Annotated in this window: 17 protein-coding genes; 2 read left to right on the top strand and 15 right to left on the bottom strand. The window is 64.1% G+C overall.

Annotated features, from left to right (window positions below; translation table 11 throughout):
• Positions 1 to 432: 432 nt before the first annotated feature.
• The 13 genes from ASG20_RS17910 to rpsB form a co-directional block, all read right to left on the bottom strand.
• Positions 433 to 747: a PilZ domain-containing protein gene (locus ASG20_RS17910; RefSeq protein WP_056055960.1), complete on the bottom strand. Its 315-nt coding sequence runs from the start codon at positions 745 to 747 to the stop codon at positions 433 to 435.
• Positions 748 to 872: 125 nt separating this feature from the next.
• Positions 873 to 1103, bottom strand: coding sequence for a 50S ribosomal protein L31 (gene rpmE / locus ASG20_RS17905; RefSeq protein ID WP_055880673.1), 231 nt, complete (start codon positions 1101 to 1103; stop codon positions 873 to 875).
• A gap of 104 nt (positions 1104 to 1207) precedes the next feature.
• Positions 1208 to 1690 (bottom strand): 3-hydroxyacyl-ACP dehydratase FabZ, encoded by a 483-nt coding sequence (fabZ, locus tag ASG20_RS17900; RefSeq protein WP_056056094.1) that lies wholly within the window; start codon positions 1688 to 1690, stop codon positions 1208 to 1210.
• Between the two features lie 11 nt (positions 1691 to 1701).
• Positions 1702 to 2364, bottom strand: a complete 663-nt coding sequence (locus tag ASG20_RS17895) for an OmpH family outer membrane protein (RefSeq protein ID WP_056055958.1) — start codon at positions 2362 to 2364, stop codon at positions 1702 to 1704.
• Positions 2364 to 5171: an outer membrane protein assembly factor BamA gene (gene bamA / locus ASG20_RS17890; RefSeq protein ID WP_056056092.1), complete on the bottom strand. Its 2808-nt coding sequence runs from the start codon at positions 5169 to 5171 to the stop codon at positions 2364 to 2366. Before bamA ends, ASG20_RS17895 begins: the two co-directional genes overlap by 1 nt.
• Positions 5172 to 5224: 53 nt before the next feature.
• Positions 5225 to 6358, bottom strand: a complete 1134-nt coding sequence (gene rseP, locus ASG20_RS17885; RefSeq protein WP_056055955.1) for an RIP metalloprotease RseP — start codon at positions 6356 to 6358, stop codon at positions 5225 to 5227.
• Positions 6355 to 7512 (bottom strand): 1-deoxy-D-xylulose-5-phosphate reductoisomerase, encoded by a 1158-nt coding sequence (locus ASG20_RS17880; RefSeq protein ID WP_056055953.1) that lies wholly within the window; start codon positions 7510 to 7512, stop codon positions 6355 to 6357. The genes rseP and ASG20_RS17880 overlap by 4 nt, the downstream gene beginning before the upstream one ends.
• Positions 7509 to 8264 carry a phosphatidate cytidylyltransferase gene (locus tag ASG20_RS17875; protein ID WP_056056090.1) on the bottom strand — a complete coding sequence of 252 codons (756 nt, stop codon included), beginning with the start codon at positions 8262 to 8264 and terminating at the stop codon, positions 7509 to 7511. The genes ASG20_RS17880 and ASG20_RS17875 overlap by 4 nt, the downstream gene beginning before the upstream one ends.
• Positions 8265 to 8329: 65 nt before the next feature.
• Positions 8330 to 9022, bottom strand: coding sequence for an isoprenyl transferase (locus tag ASG20_RS17870; RefSeq protein ID WP_269083223.1), 693 nt, complete (start codon positions 9020 to 9022; stop codon positions 8330 to 8332).
• A gap of 68 nt (positions 9023 to 9090) precedes the next feature.
• Positions 9091 to 9648 carry a ribosome recycling factor gene (gene frr / locus ASG20_RS17865; RefSeq protein WP_056055952.1) on the bottom strand — a complete coding sequence of 186 codons (558 nt, stop codon included), beginning with the start codon at positions 9646 to 9648 and terminating at the stop codon, positions 9091 to 9093.
• 1 nt (position 9649) lies between these two features.
• Complete coding sequence (gene pyrH, locus ASG20_RS17860; protein ID WP_056055950.1) at positions 9650 to 10378, bottom strand: UMP kinase; 729 nt, start codon at positions 10376 to 10378, stop codon at positions 9650 to 9652.
• Positions 10379 to 10957: 579 nt separating this feature from the next.
• A complete protein-coding gene (gene tsf, locus ASG20_RS17850; RefSeq protein ID WP_056055945.1) occupies positions 10958 to 11890 on the bottom strand; it encodes a translation elongation factor Ts in 933 nt (310 codons plus the stop codon).
• 89 nt (positions 11891 to 11979) lie between these two features.
• Positions 11980 to 12834, bottom strand: a complete 855-nt coding sequence (gene rpsB, locus ASG20_RS17845; RefSeq protein ID WP_056055944.1) for a 30S ribosomal protein S2 — start codon at positions 12832 to 12834, stop codon at positions 11980 to 11982.
• Positions 12835 to 13159: 325 nt separating this feature from the next.
• On the opposite strand from rpsB, the gene ASG20_RS19150 reads away from it, so the two are divergent.
• The gene (locus tag ASG20_RS19150; RefSeq protein ID WP_056489532.1) at positions 13160 to 13393 is read left to right on the top strand and encodes a hypothetical protein; all 234 of its coding nucleotides are present in this window, start codon (positions 13160 to 13162) and stop codon (positions 13391 to 13393) included.
• Here ASG20_RS19150 and ASG20_RS17840 read toward each other — a convergent pair.
• Both ASG20_RS17840 and ASG20_RS17835 read right to left on the bottom strand, forming a co-directional pair.
• Positions 13332 to 14150 carry a CDP-alcohol phosphatidyltransferase family protein gene (locus tag ASG20_RS17840; RefSeq protein WP_231420937.1) on the bottom strand — a complete coding sequence of 273 codons (819 nt, stop codon included), beginning with the start codon at positions 14148 to 14150 and terminating at the stop codon, positions 13332 to 13334. The genes ASG20_RS19150 and ASG20_RS17840 overlap by 62 nt on opposite strands.
• Positions 14151 to 14179: 29 nt before the next feature.
• Positions 14180 to 14908, bottom strand: coding sequence for a phosphatidylserine decarboxylase (locus tag ASG20_RS17835; protein ID WP_056055942.1), 729 nt, complete (start codon positions 14906 to 14908; stop codon positions 14180 to 14182).
• 142 nt (positions 14909 to 15050) lie between these two features.
• On the opposite strand from ASG20_RS17835, the gene ASG20_RS17830 reads away from it, so the two are divergent.
• Positions 15051 to 16271 (top strand): NADP-dependent isocitrate dehydrogenase, encoded by a 1221-nt coding sequence (locus ASG20_RS17830; protein WP_056055940.1) that lies wholly within the window; start codon positions 15051 to 15053, stop codon positions 16269 to 16271.
• The last annotated feature ends 209 nt before the right edge of the window (positions 16272 to 16480 follow it).

Below are 16480 nucleotides of genomic sequence, written 5' to 3'. Positions count from 1 at the left end.
CCTTCATCTTAACCTACAATGTCAAAGAGCCGACAAAAATACCGACACTCGCATAACCCTCTCTTCCGAGAAAGCTTGGAGCATCTGGTTTTTTGCGACCGCTGCGTCCAGACCGTGTGGCCGTTCGCTGCGGTGACACCCCTCTAGGGCCACCTCCCCACCCCGTCAAACACTATTTTACAGTTTTTGGTCGGTTTTCCATTTTTTGGCTCCCACGCCGCTCTACGGGCTCTCGTTGCTGCCTACTGCCGTGACGCTACTCGCTGTAAGTCACTACGCGAACGCCGGTTTGGCCCACACCAACTCGAGATTTCGAAATTGCAGGTCTCTTCCGATGCGACGCGGGGTTGCTGGCGGCCATCATGTCCCAAGCTCAGAGCCGTATTGGTGAAGGTGCCATCGTGCGGCCTGACGTGATCGCGATTAGCGACGCTACGCAGGGTGATCCCGAATGAGCGCATCGAACGCTTCGATCGATAGCGGTCGGTGGAACTTGCAGCCGGCGGTAAAATCGTCCGCCCACATGACTTCGGCGACGATCTGGCCGATCCGCGGCAGGTTGAGCCAGATGCTCGTCCCCCGCTTGAGCGCCGAATAGGTCTGGAGCCGCGCGCCGTTGATCGAGATGTCGACGACTCTGCACAAGGTGCGGCGCGTCTTGCCGATGCTGACGTCCAACGCGACAGGGGCACGGGGCGAACCGCGGCGGCTGGTGCGCTCTGCGGGTTCGAAATCGGCGGCGAACATGGCGTCCTCGTCCTTGCGAGTCCTAAGTCTGGCTTGCAGTTACAAGCCTAGCCGCCGGTGCCTAACGTGATCTTAATAAATGCCCCCGGAACGAATGAGTATCGATCCGTTCCGGGGGGTTACGTTTACTTGCGCAGCGTGAGACCGCCACCGAAACGCTTGTTGAAGCGCGCGACCTGGCCACCGGTGTCGAGCATCGTGCCGCGGCCGCCGGTCCAGGCCGGATGCGCGAGCGGATCGATCTCGAGCGTCATCACATCGCCTTCCTTACCCCAGGTGGTGCGAGTCTGGTACTTGCTGCCATCGGTCATCTGGACGGTGATCATGTGATAATCGGGGTGCGTATCGGCCTTCATGGGAATTCTCCGTAAGTGGCTGGTTCCGACCAGCCTGAAAAGGAAGGCGCGCCCGTACACGGACGCGCCCGATTTTACAAGATCGCGCGGCTGACGCGTTGTCGTCAGGCTTTCGGCGGATCGGCGATCATCGCGGTGAAGTTCGCCTCGGCCACGAGCTGGCCGTCCACGAGAGCGCGACCGGCGAACTTGCAGACCGAGCTGCGCTTTTGGACGAAGGTAACTTCGAGCTTAAGCAACACGCCCGGTTCGACCGGCTTGCGAAACTTAGCCCCGTCGATCGCCATGAAATAGACGAGCTTGCCCGAGCCCGCGAGCCCCAGCGACTCGACCGCGAGGATCCCCGCCGCCTGCGCCATCGCCTCGACGATCAACACGCCCGGCATGATCGGGCGGCCCGGGAAATGCCCCTGGAAGAACTGCTCGTTCATCGACACCGCCTTGATCGCGGTGATCGACGTGTCGAGGATCAGATCCTCGACACGATCGACCAGCAGCAACGGATAGCGATGCGGCAACGCCGCCATCACCCGCCCGATATCGAGCGGGCCCATGCCGGTCTTCACGGCGTCAACCGAGTCGGTCATCGTCGGCTCGCTCAACGGCCCTGCGGCGTGGTGCGCTTGCCGGTCGCGGCTGCAGGTGCCGACGCCGGTGCTGCGCCCTGCTGCTGGCCGTTCTGGTTGGGCTGCCAATTGGCGGGGACAGCGGTGCTTACGGTCGGCACGAGACGATCGAGCTCGGTGGTGATCGCCGCGGTGATGTCGGCGGTGGGCTGCGCGAACAACGCGGCCTCGGGACGCAGCAACAGGCTGACGTTCTTCGCGCGAACCGCTGCCGTGACGGCATCGCTGAGCTTCGCCTGGATCTGCTCGATCGCGTATTGCTGCGCGCGCTGCGCAGGCTGCGTCAGACGAGCGAGCTCCTGATTGGCGGCGTTTTCGCGCGTCTGGATCGCCTGAGCCTGCGGACGCAGCGATGCCTCCGAAGCGCCGGGCGCACGCTGCGCGGCCTGGAACGCGGTCACGAGCGGCTGAAGCTCACGCGCGACAGCCTGGCGACGCGTCTCGGCCTGGTCGAGCTGCGCCTTGTAGGTCGTCTCGATCTGGGCGCGTGCGGCATTCCAGGCCTTCGAGTTGGCGATCGCACCCTGTGCGTCGGCGACGGCGATACCCGAAACCTGCGCATCGGCAGCGGTTGCGGTCATGGCAGCCGGCGCGACGAGCGCGGCAGCGAGGAGAAGCGTCTTGAACGTCGTCATTAGAACTGTGTCCCTACGTTGAAAGTGATGAGCTTGGGGTCGTCGCCCTTCTGCTTGAGCAGAGCACGAGCGAGATCGATACGAAGCGGACCGAAGGGCGAGTTCCAGTTCACGCCGATGCCGATCGACAGACGCGGCTTGGCAGAATTGCCGAGAAACTGCTCCGAATACGGACCATAGGTCGACGAATACTGGCTGTTGACGCTGGTCCCGGTGCAAGCCCCGCCAAGCGTCGACGAATAGCCGACGGCGCAGGTCGTGACGGCGTTCGGGTTCGTCGTGTCGGTCGACGGCACGACATATTGCAGCTTACCATCGGCGGTCTTGATCGGGGTCTGCAACGGCAGGATCGTGACGTTGCCATTGGCATCGACCGTCCTGGGGTACGAGTTGGGATCGACGGTCAGGTTCGGCTTCGTGATGCTGAACAGCGAGCCCGCCTGGACGTAGATCGAAGGACGCAGGCCCAGTTCGCGCGCACCCGAACCGAGCGGGATCTCCATCTCGATGCGGCCGAGATAATAGGCATTACCGCCGAGCGCATCGTCGATGTACTGGTTGCGATCGGTGACCAGGATCTGCTTACCCGTCGCCGAGTCCGTCGTGTACGGAATGCGCAACACGCGCGGGCCTACGCCGCGGATGTCGAACCCGCGGAACTGCGGCTCGCCGAGATAGAAGCGGTCGGTGATGCGGACACCGTCGATCCCAGACCTTTTGCTGCCTTCGAGCGACTTGATGTAGCCACCTTCGCCGATCGCCGACAGGATAAAGCCGCTACCCGCGTTCCAGTACTTGGCGCCCTCAGCGCGCGTACGGATGTATTTCACGTCGCCGCCGAGACCCGCGAAATCCTGGCTGAACGAGAAGCGCGAGCCCGCGGTCGGGCGCAGGCGGCTGTTGAGCGTGTCGCGGATCAGCGAATAGCCGACCGACGAAGTCCAGCGGTTGCCGATCGCTTCGCAGAGATAACGGCCGGCCTTGAGGATGTCGCACTGCCCATCGGTGAAGTAGGTCGACTCGTTCAGTCCGACCTTGTCGTAGGACAGACCGTAGCGCGCCGACAGCGACCAGAATTCGGTCAGCGGCACACCGGCACGAAGCTGGAAGCCGGTCGAGACCTGCGAATAGGTGGTCTGGCGATCGTTGCCGATATAGTTGAACGAATTGTAATCGCGGCGGAAGATGTCGCCGCCGATCGCGATGTTCTTGTCGAACAGATACGGCTCGGTGAAGCCAAGCTCGATCGACTTCGAATAGCTCGAATAGTTGACGCCGGCGCGCAATTCCTGGCCCTTGCCGCGGAAGTTGCGCTGCGTGATGTTGGCCTGAATGATGAAGCGTTCGAGGCTCGAATAGCCCGCCGACAGCTGAAGCTCGCCGGTCGACTTCTCTTCGAGGTTGGTCTCCAGGATGACGCGGTCGGGCGCCGAGCCAGGCAGCTGCTTGATCTCCATCTTGTCCTGGAAATAGCCCAGCGAGTTGATGCGATCCTGCGAGCGCTTCACCTGGAAGCTGTTGAACGCGTCACCCTCGGCAAGACGGATCTCGCGGCGGACGACCTTGTCCTGCGTCTGCGTGTTGCCGTTGATGTCGATCCGCTCGACATAGGTCCGCTTGGCTTCGGCGATGTTGAAATTAATCCCCATCGTCAGCGTGTCGGCGTCCTTGGCGAACTCCGGGTTCACCTCGGTGAACGCATAGCCGAACAGGCCCGCGGTCTGGCTAAGGTTGTCGACCGAATCCTCGACGAGCTTGGCGTTGTACCAATCACCCTTCTTCAGCGGCAGCGAAGCGGCGAGCTTCTTGTTGTCGAAGTCGCGGATCTGGCTGTCGACGGTCACGTCGCCGAACTTGTAGCGCTTACCTTCCTCCACCACGTACGTGATGATGAAGTCCTTCTTGTCCGGCGTCAGCTCGGCCACGGCCGAGGTCACGCGGAAATCCGCATAGCCCTGCGTCAGGTAGAACTGGCGGAGCTTCTGCTGATCGTACGAAAGGCGATCCTGATCGTAGCTGGTCGCCGACGAGAGCAGGCGGAAAAAGCGCGACTGCTTGGTCGCCATCTGGCCGCGGATCTGGTCGTCCGAGAATACCTCGTTGCCGAGGATGTTGATCTGGCGGACCTTCGACTTCGGCCCCTCGCTGACCTCGAACACGACGTCGACGCGGTTCTGGTCGAGATTGACCATCTTCGGATCGATCACCGCGGCGAAGCGGCCTTGGCGACGATACAGCTCGATGATCCGCGCGATGTCCTGACGGACCGCGGTGCGCGTGAAGATCTGCCGCGGCGCGAGCTTGATCTCCTTGGTAATCTTGTCGGTCTTGAGCGCCTTGTTACCCTCGATGATCACGCGGTTGATGATCGGATTCTCGCGCACGCGGAGGACGATGTTGCCGTCCTCGACACCCGCGATCGAGTAATCCGCGAACAGGTCGCTGGCCTGAAGGTCCTTCAGCGCCTGATCGAGCGTCTCCGCGGTGTACGGAATGCCGACGCGAAGCTTCGTGTAGGACAGCACCGTCTCGGGCTCGATGCGCTGCGATCCCTCGACGCGCAAAGTCTTTATCGTTTGCGCGGATACCGGCGCGGCTACGGGCGTTACACCAACAGCACCCTTTGCAGGGACGGCCGTGGTCGGCGCCTGACGACCCGACGCGGGGCTCGACGAAGGCGTTGCCGCCGGAGTCGCCGATCCAGCCGGCACGGTCTGTGCCAGCGCGGGAACGCCCGACAGGATCGTACCTGCGAGCAGCAGGGCGCCCTTACGCGCGAAATCGTAACCGTTGATCGCTGTCACCAAACCCACCTTCAAAACGTGCACATACAAGGCGCGCCCGCCCTGCCCTATCGTGATCAGCCGATCAAGCCGGCCAGATTCTTCCAAAGCCCGAAATTGCCGAGATCGTTGAAGGTCACCAGCAGCATCAGCGCGAGAATTGCTGCGAGCCCGCCACGAAATGCCCATTCCTGCACTTGCGGCTCGACCGGGCGCCTGCGCACCGCTTCGATCGCGTAGAAGAACAGGTGCCCGCCATCGAGCATCGGCACTGGCAGCAGATTGATGAACCCCAGATTGATCGAAACAAGGGCGATCAGGAACACATAGGCGTCGAGCCCGAGCGACATCTGCTCGCCCGATACCTTGGCGATGCTGAGCGGGCCGCCAAGTTCCTTCACCGACCGGCGTCCGGTAACGACCTGACCCAGCGTCTCGACCATCATCGAGACGATCTCGCCGGTGCGCTTTACCGCGACGACGGGCGCCTCGATCAGGCTGACGGGAACGATGACGGGCTTGCTGCCGGCGATGCCGAGGCGGCCGATGCGGTATTCGTTGCCGAAGCGATCGCGCTGGAGTTCGGTACCGATGACGATGTCGCGCGATACCGTCTGGTCGCCGCGCTCCGCGTCGATCCGCGTGCTCTCGCCGGCGCGGATACGCGCATAGCGGGCGAGATCGTCAAACGTCTCAACCGAGCGGCCGCCGATCGCCGTGATCCGGTCGCCGACCTGCAACCCGGCCGTCGCGGCAGCGCTACCAGGCACCGTACCGCCGACGATCGGCGGCATGCGGATGTCGCCGTACGCAAAGGCAAAACCGGCGAGGATCAGGATGGCGACGACGAAGTTCACGACCGGCCCTGCCGCGACGACGATCGCACGCTGCCACACCGGCTTCGACTGGAAGGTGCGCTGGCGCTCTTCGGCGGGTAGCAAAAGCCACTCGGCCGAGGGCTGGCTCGCCGGGTTCATGTCACCGGCAAACTTCACATAGCCGCCGAGCGGCAGCCATCCGAACTTCCACCGGGTGCCGCGGCTGTCGGTGAAGCCGGCGATCTCGCGGCCGAAGCCGATCGCGAAGGCATCCGCCTTGATCCCGAAAAAGCGTCCGGCGAGGTAATGGCCCATCTCGTGCACGAACACGAGCGGTCCGATCACCAGCGCGAACGACAGGATCGTCAGAAGGATACCGGGTGTTTCGATCAAACCGCGCAATCCTCTACACGCTCGCCCGCCAAAACCCGCGCCTCGGCATCGATCGCCAGAACGGCGTCGACGCTGTCCGGTGCGGCCGGATCGTAGCACGATAGCGTATGATCGACGATTGCGGCAATTTCGAGGAAGCCGATGCGGCGCTTGAGGAAGGCCTCGACCGCTACCTCGTTGGCAGCGTTGAGAATTGCGGGGCGCGCGCCGCCTGCGTCGAGCGCCTCGCGCGCGAGGCGCAGCGCGGGGAAGCGCACCGGATCGGGTGCCTCGAAGTCGAGTCGGCCGATCGCGACGAGGTCCAGCGGAACCATCGGCGTCGCCATCCGGTCCGGCCAGGCAAGCGTGTGCGCGATCGGCGTACGCATGTCGGGGGGCCCGAGCTGCGCCAGCACCGAGCCGTCGACGTAATCGACGAGGCTGTGGACCACCGACTGCGGATGGATGACGATCTCAATCCGGTCGTGCGGAATCGGGAACAGCCGCGCGGCCTCGATCAGTTCGAGGCCCTTGTTCATGCAGGTCGCAGAATCGACCGAGATCTTCGCACCCATCGACCAGTTGGGATGCTTGACCGCCTGTTCGAGCGTCACGCCGCGCATCTGCTCGGTGGTCCAGTCGCGGAACGGGCCGCCACTGCACGTGAGGATGATCCGGCGGATACGTTCGGGGCGCGTCGCGTCGAAGCACTGGAAGATCGCGTTGTGCTCCGAGTCTGCGGGCAACAGCGTCGCGCCGGTCCGCTTGGCCGCCGCGAGGATGACGTCGCCGGCAGAGACCAACGGCTCCTTGTTGGCGATGACGACGGTGCCACCCTGCTCGATCGCCGCCATCACCGGCTTCAGCCCCGCGCACCCGACGATCGCGCCCATCGTCCAGTCCGCGCCCGACGACGCGGCCTCGGCAATCGCTTCGGCACCACCACCAGCGCGAATGCCCGTGCCGGCCAGCGCCTCCCGCAACTCCGGCAGGCATTTTTCGTCCGCAACAACGGCAAACTCGGCCCTGGTCCGGATCGCGGCCGCGGCGAGTTTGGTCACATCGCAGTTCGCGGTCAGCGCGACGACACGGAAGCGATCGGGTTCACGCTCGATCAGGTCGAGCGTCGAGGTGCCGACCGAGCCGGTCGCGCCCAGGATCGTGACGGTCTTCATGCGTAGAAATGCGGCAGAAGAACTAGGAACGCAGCGACCGGCGCCACCGGGACCAAGCCGTCGAGGCGATCCATCACGCCGCCATGGCCGGGCAGGATGTTGCCGCTGTCCTTCACCCCCGCCACGCGCTTCAACCAGCTCTCATAGAGATCGCCCATCTGCGCGAGCATCGCGAGCACCGGCGTCGCCAGCGTCATCCGCATCGGCAGGCCGTATTGCATGTGCAGCACCGCCGCGACCGCGCTCGCGAGCACGACACCGCCGATGAGCCCCGACCATGTCTTGTTCGGACTGATCACCGGCGCCAGCTTGGGCCCGCCCAAGGTCCGCCCGGTGAAGAACGCGCCGATATCGCATGCCCAGACCAGCGACAGCGCCCACAACGTGAAGAGGATGCCCTCGTCCTGCCGCCGGATGATCATCAGCGCGAGCACGGGGAGCCCGCAATAGAGGATGCCCAGCGCGAGCGGCGGTTTGCGAGTCGTGATGACGACGAAGAACGCCGCCCCAACAAGCAGCCCCAGCGTGAAGAAATCATGGATCACGAGGATCAGCGACGCCGGCGCCATCAGCGCGAGCGGCACCGAGAGCGCGAACTGCGTCATCCGCTTGGTCTTGGCGTCGGCGCCTTGCAGCATCGACCATTCCGCCATCATGAACAGCGCGGCGACCACGCCGAGCACCCAGAACGCGATCCCGCCGAGCGTCAGCGCAAGGCTGGCCACCGCGATCATGCCGACGCTGGCGATCATCCGGAGCTGGAGATTGGACGGCGTGCGCAACGCCTGATCGGGCGCCTTTTCAGGGTCCGTAAGGTTCACAGACCACCGTAGCGGCGCTGGCGCTGACCGAACGCCGCGACCGCATCGGCGAGCGCGGCCGCATCGAAGTCGGGCCAGAGCGTGTCGACGAACAGCAATTCGGCATAGGCTGCCTGCCAAAGCAGGAAGTTCGACAGACGCTGTTCGCCAGAGGTGCGGATCATCAGGTCGAGCGGCGGCAGGTCGTGCGTATCGAGCTCCGCCTCGATCGTCGCCGCATCGATGCTCGCCGGATCCAGCGCGCCATCCCGGGCCCGCTCCGCCAACCGCCGTGCGGCCGTCACCAACTCCGCATGCGCGCCGTAATTCAATGCGATCGCCAGGATCGGACCGCTGTTCCCCGCAGTCCGCGCGATCGCATCGTCGACCATCGCCACCAGATCGGGCGAAAAGCTGTGATAATCGCCGATCACGCGCAGCCGAACGTTCTCGCGCGCGAGTTCGTCGAGGTCGCTGCGGATGAAATGCCGCAGCAGCCCCATCAGGTCGCTGACCTCTTCGGCCGGGCGCCGCCAGTTCTCCGACGAGAATGCGTACAGCGTCAGCGCCTCGATCCCCATCGCCCGCGCCGCGCGCGTCACCTTGCGCACCGCCTCGACGCCGGCCTTGTGCCCGGCGAAGCGCGGCAGGAACCGCTTCTTCGCCCAGCGGCCATTGCCGTCCATGATGATCGCGACATGACGCGGCACCGCCCCGCCTGCAGGAACGGCGCCCACAGGAACAGCAGCGAGCGGCGCGGCCGAGGAGGCCTGCAATCTCACTTGCCCAGGATTTCCTTTTCCTTCGCGGTCGCAGTCGCATCGAGCTCGGCGATGATGCTATCGGTCAGCTTCTGGACTTCGGTCTCGTGACGCTTGCGCTCGTCCTCGCCGAACACGCCCTTTTTCTCGTCGACCTTGAGCGAATCCATGCCGTCGCGGCGGACGTTGCGGACCGCGATGCGGGCCTTCTCGGCATACTGGCCGGCAAGCTTGGCGAGTTCCTTGCGGCGCTCCTCGGTCAGATCCGGGATCGGCAGGCGCAGCGTCTGGCCGTCAACGATCGGGTTAAGCCCGAGGCCGGCCGAGCGGATCGCCTTGTCGGTCGGGCCGACGTTCGACTTGTCCCAGACCTGCACCGACAGCATCCGCGGCTCGGGCGCCGAGACGGTCGCGACCTGGTTCAGCGGCATCGACGAGCCGTACACCGTCACCATCACCGGATCGAGCAACGCGGTCGACGCGCGACCCGTGCGCAGGCCGGCGAGATCGCTCTTCAGCGCTTCGACGGCACCCGCCATGCGGCGTTCGAGGTCGGTCTTGTCGTATGCAGCCATCTTAAAGCTCCTGCTCGTTCTGGACGATCGTCGACACGCCATCACCCGCCAACACCGCGGCGAGATTGCCGGGTTCGCGGATGTTGAAGACGACGATCGGGATATTGTTGTCGCGGCACAGCGCGATCGCGCTCGCGTCCATGACCTTGAGGTCGTCGGACAGCACGCGGCTGTACGTGACCGTTTCGTAGCGCACTGCGTCCGGGTGCGTCTTCGGGTCGGCGTTATAGACGCCGTCGACCGAAGTGCCCTTGAACAGCGCATCGCACTTCATCTCGGCAGCACGCAGAGCGGCGCCCGAATCGGTGGTGAAATAGGGGCTGCCGACGCCCGCCGCGAAGATCACGACGCGGCCCTTCTCCAGGTGACGCTCGGCGCGACGGCGGATGAACGGCTCGCACACCGACGCCATCGGGATCGCCGACTGGACGCGCGTGTCGACGCCGATCTGCTCGAGCGCGTTCTGCACGGCCAGCGCGTTCATCACGGTCGCGAGCATGCCCATGTAATCGCCGGTCGCGCGGTCCATGCCCCGCGCTGCGCCTGCCATGCCGCGGAAGATGTTGCCACCGCCGACGACGATGCAGATCTCATAGCCTCGGGCTTTGATGTCGGCGATCTCCTGCGCGACGCGCGCGGTAACCTCGGTGTCGATCGACAGGCCGGAGGTGCCCATCAGGACTTCGCCCGACAGTTTCAGCAGGATACGGTTGTAGCGCGGAGGCGTCATAAATCTCGAATTGTGATTGGCGGGGCGGCGCGGACCTTAGGCGGCGAGGCCAGGGATGTGAAGCGCTGTGCGGCGCGTGCATCGATTCTGGGTGGAGATCGGACGGAAAATGGGCTGGGCTGGGTCCAGCTGCTCGTCATTCTCCCGGTGTGCGGAGGAAGTGTCATGGCTGGCCAATCTGGAATCAGCGACGCCGGCGACGACGCCTCCCCGGCGGAGGCCGGGGTCCAGTTGGCAAGGTCGATGTAATTGAAGACGCCCCGTCGTCACCTTCGTCTTCCACCTGGACCCCGGCCTTCGCCGGGGAGGTGCTGAGGTGAGGGATAGTCTGGCCGATATGACCTGATGTCACCGCCTCGAACGGTTTACGGATGGATGACTTGCAGCCCCCTGGGTGCCCGAACGAGCCCGGCATAACGGAGGATGCCTATCCTTCTCCCCTCGGGGAGAAGGTGGCCCGGCAGGGCCGGATGAGGGGGCGCGAGGTTCGACACCTCACCACTCCCCTCACCCTTCCCACTCGACAAGAGCCGAGCGGGCCCATTCCCTCTCCCCGGAGGGGCGAGGGAGGAAGTCGGCTTACGCCTGCGGCACGCCCGAAGCAGCAGCAACCTCGGCTGCGAAGTCGGACTGCTCCTTCTCGATGCCTTCGCCGAGCTGGAAGCGGACATAGTCCACCAGCTTGATCTCGGCGCCTGCATCCTTGCCGGCCTTGGCGACGACGTCGGAGATCTTGGTCTTGCCGTCCATCACGAACAGCTGGCTGACCAGGGCGTGCTCCTTGCGGTACTTGGCGATGCCGCCCTCGACCATCTTGGCGATGATGTCGGCAGGCTTGCCCGACTCGGCGGCCTTCTCGGTCGCGATCGCGCGCTCGCGCTCGATCTCGGACTCGTCGAGGTCGGCTTCGTTGAGCGCCTTCGGGAAGGCGGCGGCGATGTGCATCGCGAGCTGCTTGCCGAGCGCCTGAAGAACCTCGTCCGAAGCCTCCGACTCGAGCGCGACGAGCACGCCGATCTTGCCGAGGCCGGGAGCCGCTGCATTGTGGATGTACGGAACGACCGCACCCTTGCTGACTTCCAGCGTGCGCGAGCGGCGCAGCGACTGGTTCTCGCCGATCGTCGCGACGTTGTTCGTCAGGACTTCCTCGACGGTCTTGCCCGATGGCATCGCCTGCGACTTCAGCGCCTCGATGTCGCCGCCGGTTGCGAGCGCGATCTGCGTGACGTCACGAACGAACGACTGGAACTGGTCGTTCTTCGCGACGAAATCGGTCTCCGAGTTCACTTCGACCGCTGCGCCCTTGGTGCCCGACACGGCAACGCCGACCAGGCCCTCGGCCGCGGTACGGCTGGACTTCTTGGCGGCGGCTGCGAGCCCCTTGGTGCGCAGCCAATCCATTGCCTGCTCCATGTCGCCGGCGTTCTCGCTCAGCGCCTTCTTGCAATCCATCATGCCTGCGCCGCTCTTCTCGCGCAGATCCTTGACCATTGCTGCCGTGATATCGGCCATGTCTCTAATCCTTTTTAGGTCTGAATATGGTTGCGGGCGAGGCAGAGCTTTCGCCCTACCCCGCCCGCATGACGGTTCGGCGACGACGCTTATGCGTCGATCTGGCGCTCACCCTCGGCTGCGAATTCTGCAGCGGTATCGGCATTCGCGGTTGCCTGTGCCGTGTCAGCCGTAGCTTCGACGGTCGGCTCTGCGCTCAATGCTTCTTCCTTCGGCGGCTCGACCATCGCGCCGATGTCGGCACCGGTGCGGCGCTGCTGCTCCTGGCCGCCGCGCGTCGCTGCGATCGCGATCGCCTCGCAGTACAGGCGGATGGCGCGGGCTGCGTCGTCGTTCGCGGGAACCGGGAAAGCGATGCCGTCCGGCGACACGTTCGAATCGAGGATCGCGACGACGGGAATACCCAGCGTGTTCGCTTCCTTGATCGCCAGCTCTTCCTTGTTCGCGTCGATCACGAACATCACGTCGGGAATGCCGCCCATGTCGCGGATGCCGCCGAGCGAAAGCTCGAGCTTGTCCTTCTCGCGGGTGAGCTGAAGGACTTCCTTCTTCGTCAGGCCGACGGTGTCGCCCGACAGCATTTCCTCAAGCGTCTTGAGACGCTTGATCGAACCCGAGATGGTCTTCCAGTTCGTGAGCATGCCGCCCAACCAGCGATGGTTGACGAAGTGCTGGCCCGAACGCCGCGCTGCGTCTGCGACGGGCTCCTGTGCCTGGCGCTTGGTGCCGACGAACAGGACCTTGCCGCCACCGGCAACCGCCGACGAGACGAATTCGAGCGCGCGCGCGAACAGCGGCACGGTCTGCGACAGGTCGAGGATATGGACGCCGTTACGATCACCGAAGATGTAAGGCTTCATCTTGGGGTTCCACCGATGAGTCTGGTGGCCGAAATGCGCGCCCGTTTCGATGAGCTGCTGCATGGAGACGACTGGAGCCGCCATAGGGATATATCCTTCCGGTTGTGCCTCTGGGAAGCGGATGACGTCGTGGCCGAATGACCGTGACGCACCGGGCTATGATGCCTCCCATGCGGGGTTAGAGGCGCGGCCCTTAGCGTGGCTCTATTCGAAAAGCAATCGCACAAGGCACGCTTGACTCATGGAACGCAATGAGAACATAAAGGGCTCAGAGGGGAACAGATGTTCGACTCGGCGCAGAATCACCCCGGCAGAACGGGATTCGAAATGCGACGAGTGGAACGATGTTTCTGACCAAGTGTTTGCAGATATTAAGAAATTGTTCGCAACTCATAGGAAGGCGGACGTGATGTTGGTTCTGAGCTTCATGGTTTTTGCTGGTGCATTCGCGGTCGCGGGCATGATGATCGTCTCGTCGATCGCGCCGCAGTGGGACCGTATCGTCCGTCTCGCGATGGGCAACGTCGAACCCGCGTTCCAGCCACTCCGCACGCTGGCCGTGGCGGAGCGCCGGATCGCGGTTAGGCGCTGGGCTTCGACGTCGGCTCCGGTGCCCGCCCGCCGCTGGAACGCTGCCGCCTGATCTTTGCGTAACTCGCGATGCTGAACGGCATCGAGAGCAGGTACAGTACGCAGATGATGCTGAGCGTATGCCATGGCGCGCTTACGATCGCAGCGCCGAGCAGTACGACGAGCGCGATGGCTTCGAACCGGATGTTGCTGCGGAGTTTGACCGAACTCCACGAATAGGTCGCGATACTCGACACCATCAGCAACGCGACGAACGCGACCCATGGCGCCACGAAATACGGCGACGCGAATTTTGGCTCGTCGGTCCAGAACCAGAAGAACATCGGCATCAGCGCCAAACCAGCGCCGGCGGGAGCCGGGACGCCGGTTAGAAAGCCCGCCGACTTGTGCGGCTGGTGGCTCTCGTCGATCTTGGCGTTGAAGCGTGCGAGACGCAGCGCGCAGAACACCGCAAGGATCAGCGAGCAGATCCAGCCGACACGTGGCAATGCCGTCAGCGACCAGAGATAGACGATCAGCGCCGGCGCGACGCCGAACGAGATCGCGTCGGACAGCGAATCGAGCTCGGCACCGAACCGGCTTTCACCGTGCAGCATCCGGGCGATCCGACCGTCCAAGCCGTCGAGCACGCCCGCGACCATGATCATCGCAACGGCGCTTTCCCATTGTCCGCCGATCGCGAACCGCACGCCACTCAGGCCTGAACACAGGGCTAGCGCGGTAACGGCGTTGGGAGCGACAGCGCGCAGGGGAAGTCCTCGCGGTGCACGACGCGTGCGACCGAACCGCCCCCGGCCTCGCTCTTCGATCGAGTCGCCGTCGATCCCGTCGCGATCAATCACTGGGCGATGCCGCCAACCGGCACGCCACCGACGCGACCAAGCACGGTCTCGCCCGCGATACTGCGCTGGCCCAGACACACCTGCGGCACGACATGATCGGGCAGGTACACATCGACTCGGCTACCGAACCGGATCAGGCCGATGCGCTGGCCGACCGCGACCATGTCGCCGGCCTTCACGAAGCCGAGGATACGACGCGCGACCAGGCCGGCGATCTGCGTGAAGCCGATCCGCATGCCGTTGCGGTCCTCGACCACGAAATGCTGCCGCTCGTTCTCGTCGCTCGCCTTGTCGAGATCCGCGTTGAGGAACTTGCCCGAGATATAGACGACCTCGCGGATAGTCCCGGCGATCGGCGTGCGATTAATGTGCACGTCGAACACCGACATGAAGATCGACACGCGCACCAGCGGTGCGTCGCCGAGACCGTTCTCGCCGGCGAGTTCGCGCGGGATCGGCACACGCTGGATCATCGTGATCAGCCCGTCTGCGGGGGCGACGATCAGGCCTTCGCCCTGGGGAGTGGTGCGGATCGGATCGCGGAAGAACGTCGCGACCCAGATCACGACGCCGACCATCGGCCAGAACAGCACGTGGCTGACGATCGTCAGCAGCAGCGTGATGCCGGTCGCGATCGCGACGTATTTGTGGCCCTCCGGATGGACTGCGGGAAATCGCCATTTGACCGTGGAGGTCGTGACGGGCGGCTTGTCGAGCGATGCCATAACCCGCGGGTCTATCCGTGCAGGACGCGCGATACAACGATGAACCGGCTTTTCCTTACAGCACCAACGGTTGGCCAGCGGTTGATCGCTGCGGCGCGCTCCCCTAGACGCTCCTCAAACCCCTCCCCCGAAGGACGCGCACATGGCGAAGATCAAGGTAAAGAACCCGATCGTGGAGATCGATGGCGACGAGATGACGCGGATCATCTGGGAATGGATTCGCGAGCGCCTGATCAAGCCGTATCTCGATATCCAGCTCGATTATTACGATCTCGGCGTCGAGCATCGCGACGCGACCGACGACCAGGTCACGATCGACAGCGCGCTCGCCACGCAGAAGCACGGCGTCGCGGTCAAGTGCGCGACGATCACGCCCGACGAGCAGCGCGTCACCGAGTTCGGCCTGAAGAAGATGTGGAAGTCGCCGAACGGCACGATCCGCAACATCCTCGGCGGCACGATCTTCCGCGAGCCGATCGTCATCAAGAACGTGCCCCGCCTGATCCCGGGCTGGACGCATCCGATCGTCGTCGGCCGTCACGCGTTCGGCGACCAGTACCGCGCGACCGACTATCTGGTCCCCGGCCCCGGCAAGCTGCGCCTCGTCTTCGAAGGCGACGACGGCACGGTCATCGACCGCGAGGTATTCCAGTTCCCGTCGGCGGGCGTCGCGATGGCGATGTACAACCTCGACGATTCGATCCGCGATTTCGCGCGCGCCTCGATGCATTACGGCCTGAACCTGAAGTGGCCGGTGTACCTGTCGACCAAGAACACGATCCTCAAGGCCTATGACGGCCGCTTCAAGGACCTGTTCGCCGAGGTGTTCGAGGCCGAGTTCAAGGACAAGTTCAAGGAAGCGGGCATCGTCTACGAGCATCGCCTGATCGACGACATGGTCGCATCGGCGCTGAAGTGGAACGGCGAGTTCGTCTGGGCCTGCAAGAACTATGACGGCGACGTCCAGTCGGACCAGGTCGCACAGGGCTTCGGGTCGCTCGGCCTGATGACCTCGATCCTGCTGACCCCGGACGGCAAGACCGTCGAGGCCGAGGCAGCGCACGGCACCGTCACGCGCCACTTCCGCATGCACGAGCAGGGCAAGGCGACCTCGACCAACCCGATCGCGTCGATCTTCGCGTGGACCGGTGGCCTTAAGTATCGCGGCAAGTTCGACGATACGCCCGACGTCACGAAGTTCGCCGAGACGCTTGAGCGCGTCTGCGTCCAGACGGTCGAGAACGGCCACATGACCAAGGATCTCGCGATCCTGATCGGCCCCGACCAGCCCTGGATGACGACCGAGCAGTTCTTCGAGCAGGTACGGTCGAACCTTGAAACCGAAATGGCCAACTGGGCCTGATCTAGCACCCCGCTCCCGGAAACGGGAGCGGGGTTTTCTCTTCCCCGTCATCCTGACGAAAGTCAGGACCCAGGGTTACACAGGACTACGGTCTTGGCTCTGGATCCTGACTTTCGTCAGGATGACGGAGGGAAAAACACCTCTTTCCACTGCCGATCGCCGCAGTACGTCGCCACGGGTGACAAATCCGTCATGCGTCCCCTAAGGTC

Origin of the sequence: Sphingomonas sp. Leaf198 (genome assembly GCF_001424005.1) — a bacterium.
Classification (GTDB): domain Bacteria; phylum Pseudomonadota; class Alphaproteobacteria; order Sphingomonadales; family Sphingomonadaceae; genus Sphingomonas.
Note: the sequence above shows the minus strand (reverse complement) of the source record. Positions and strands in the feature narration are given on the sequence as shown.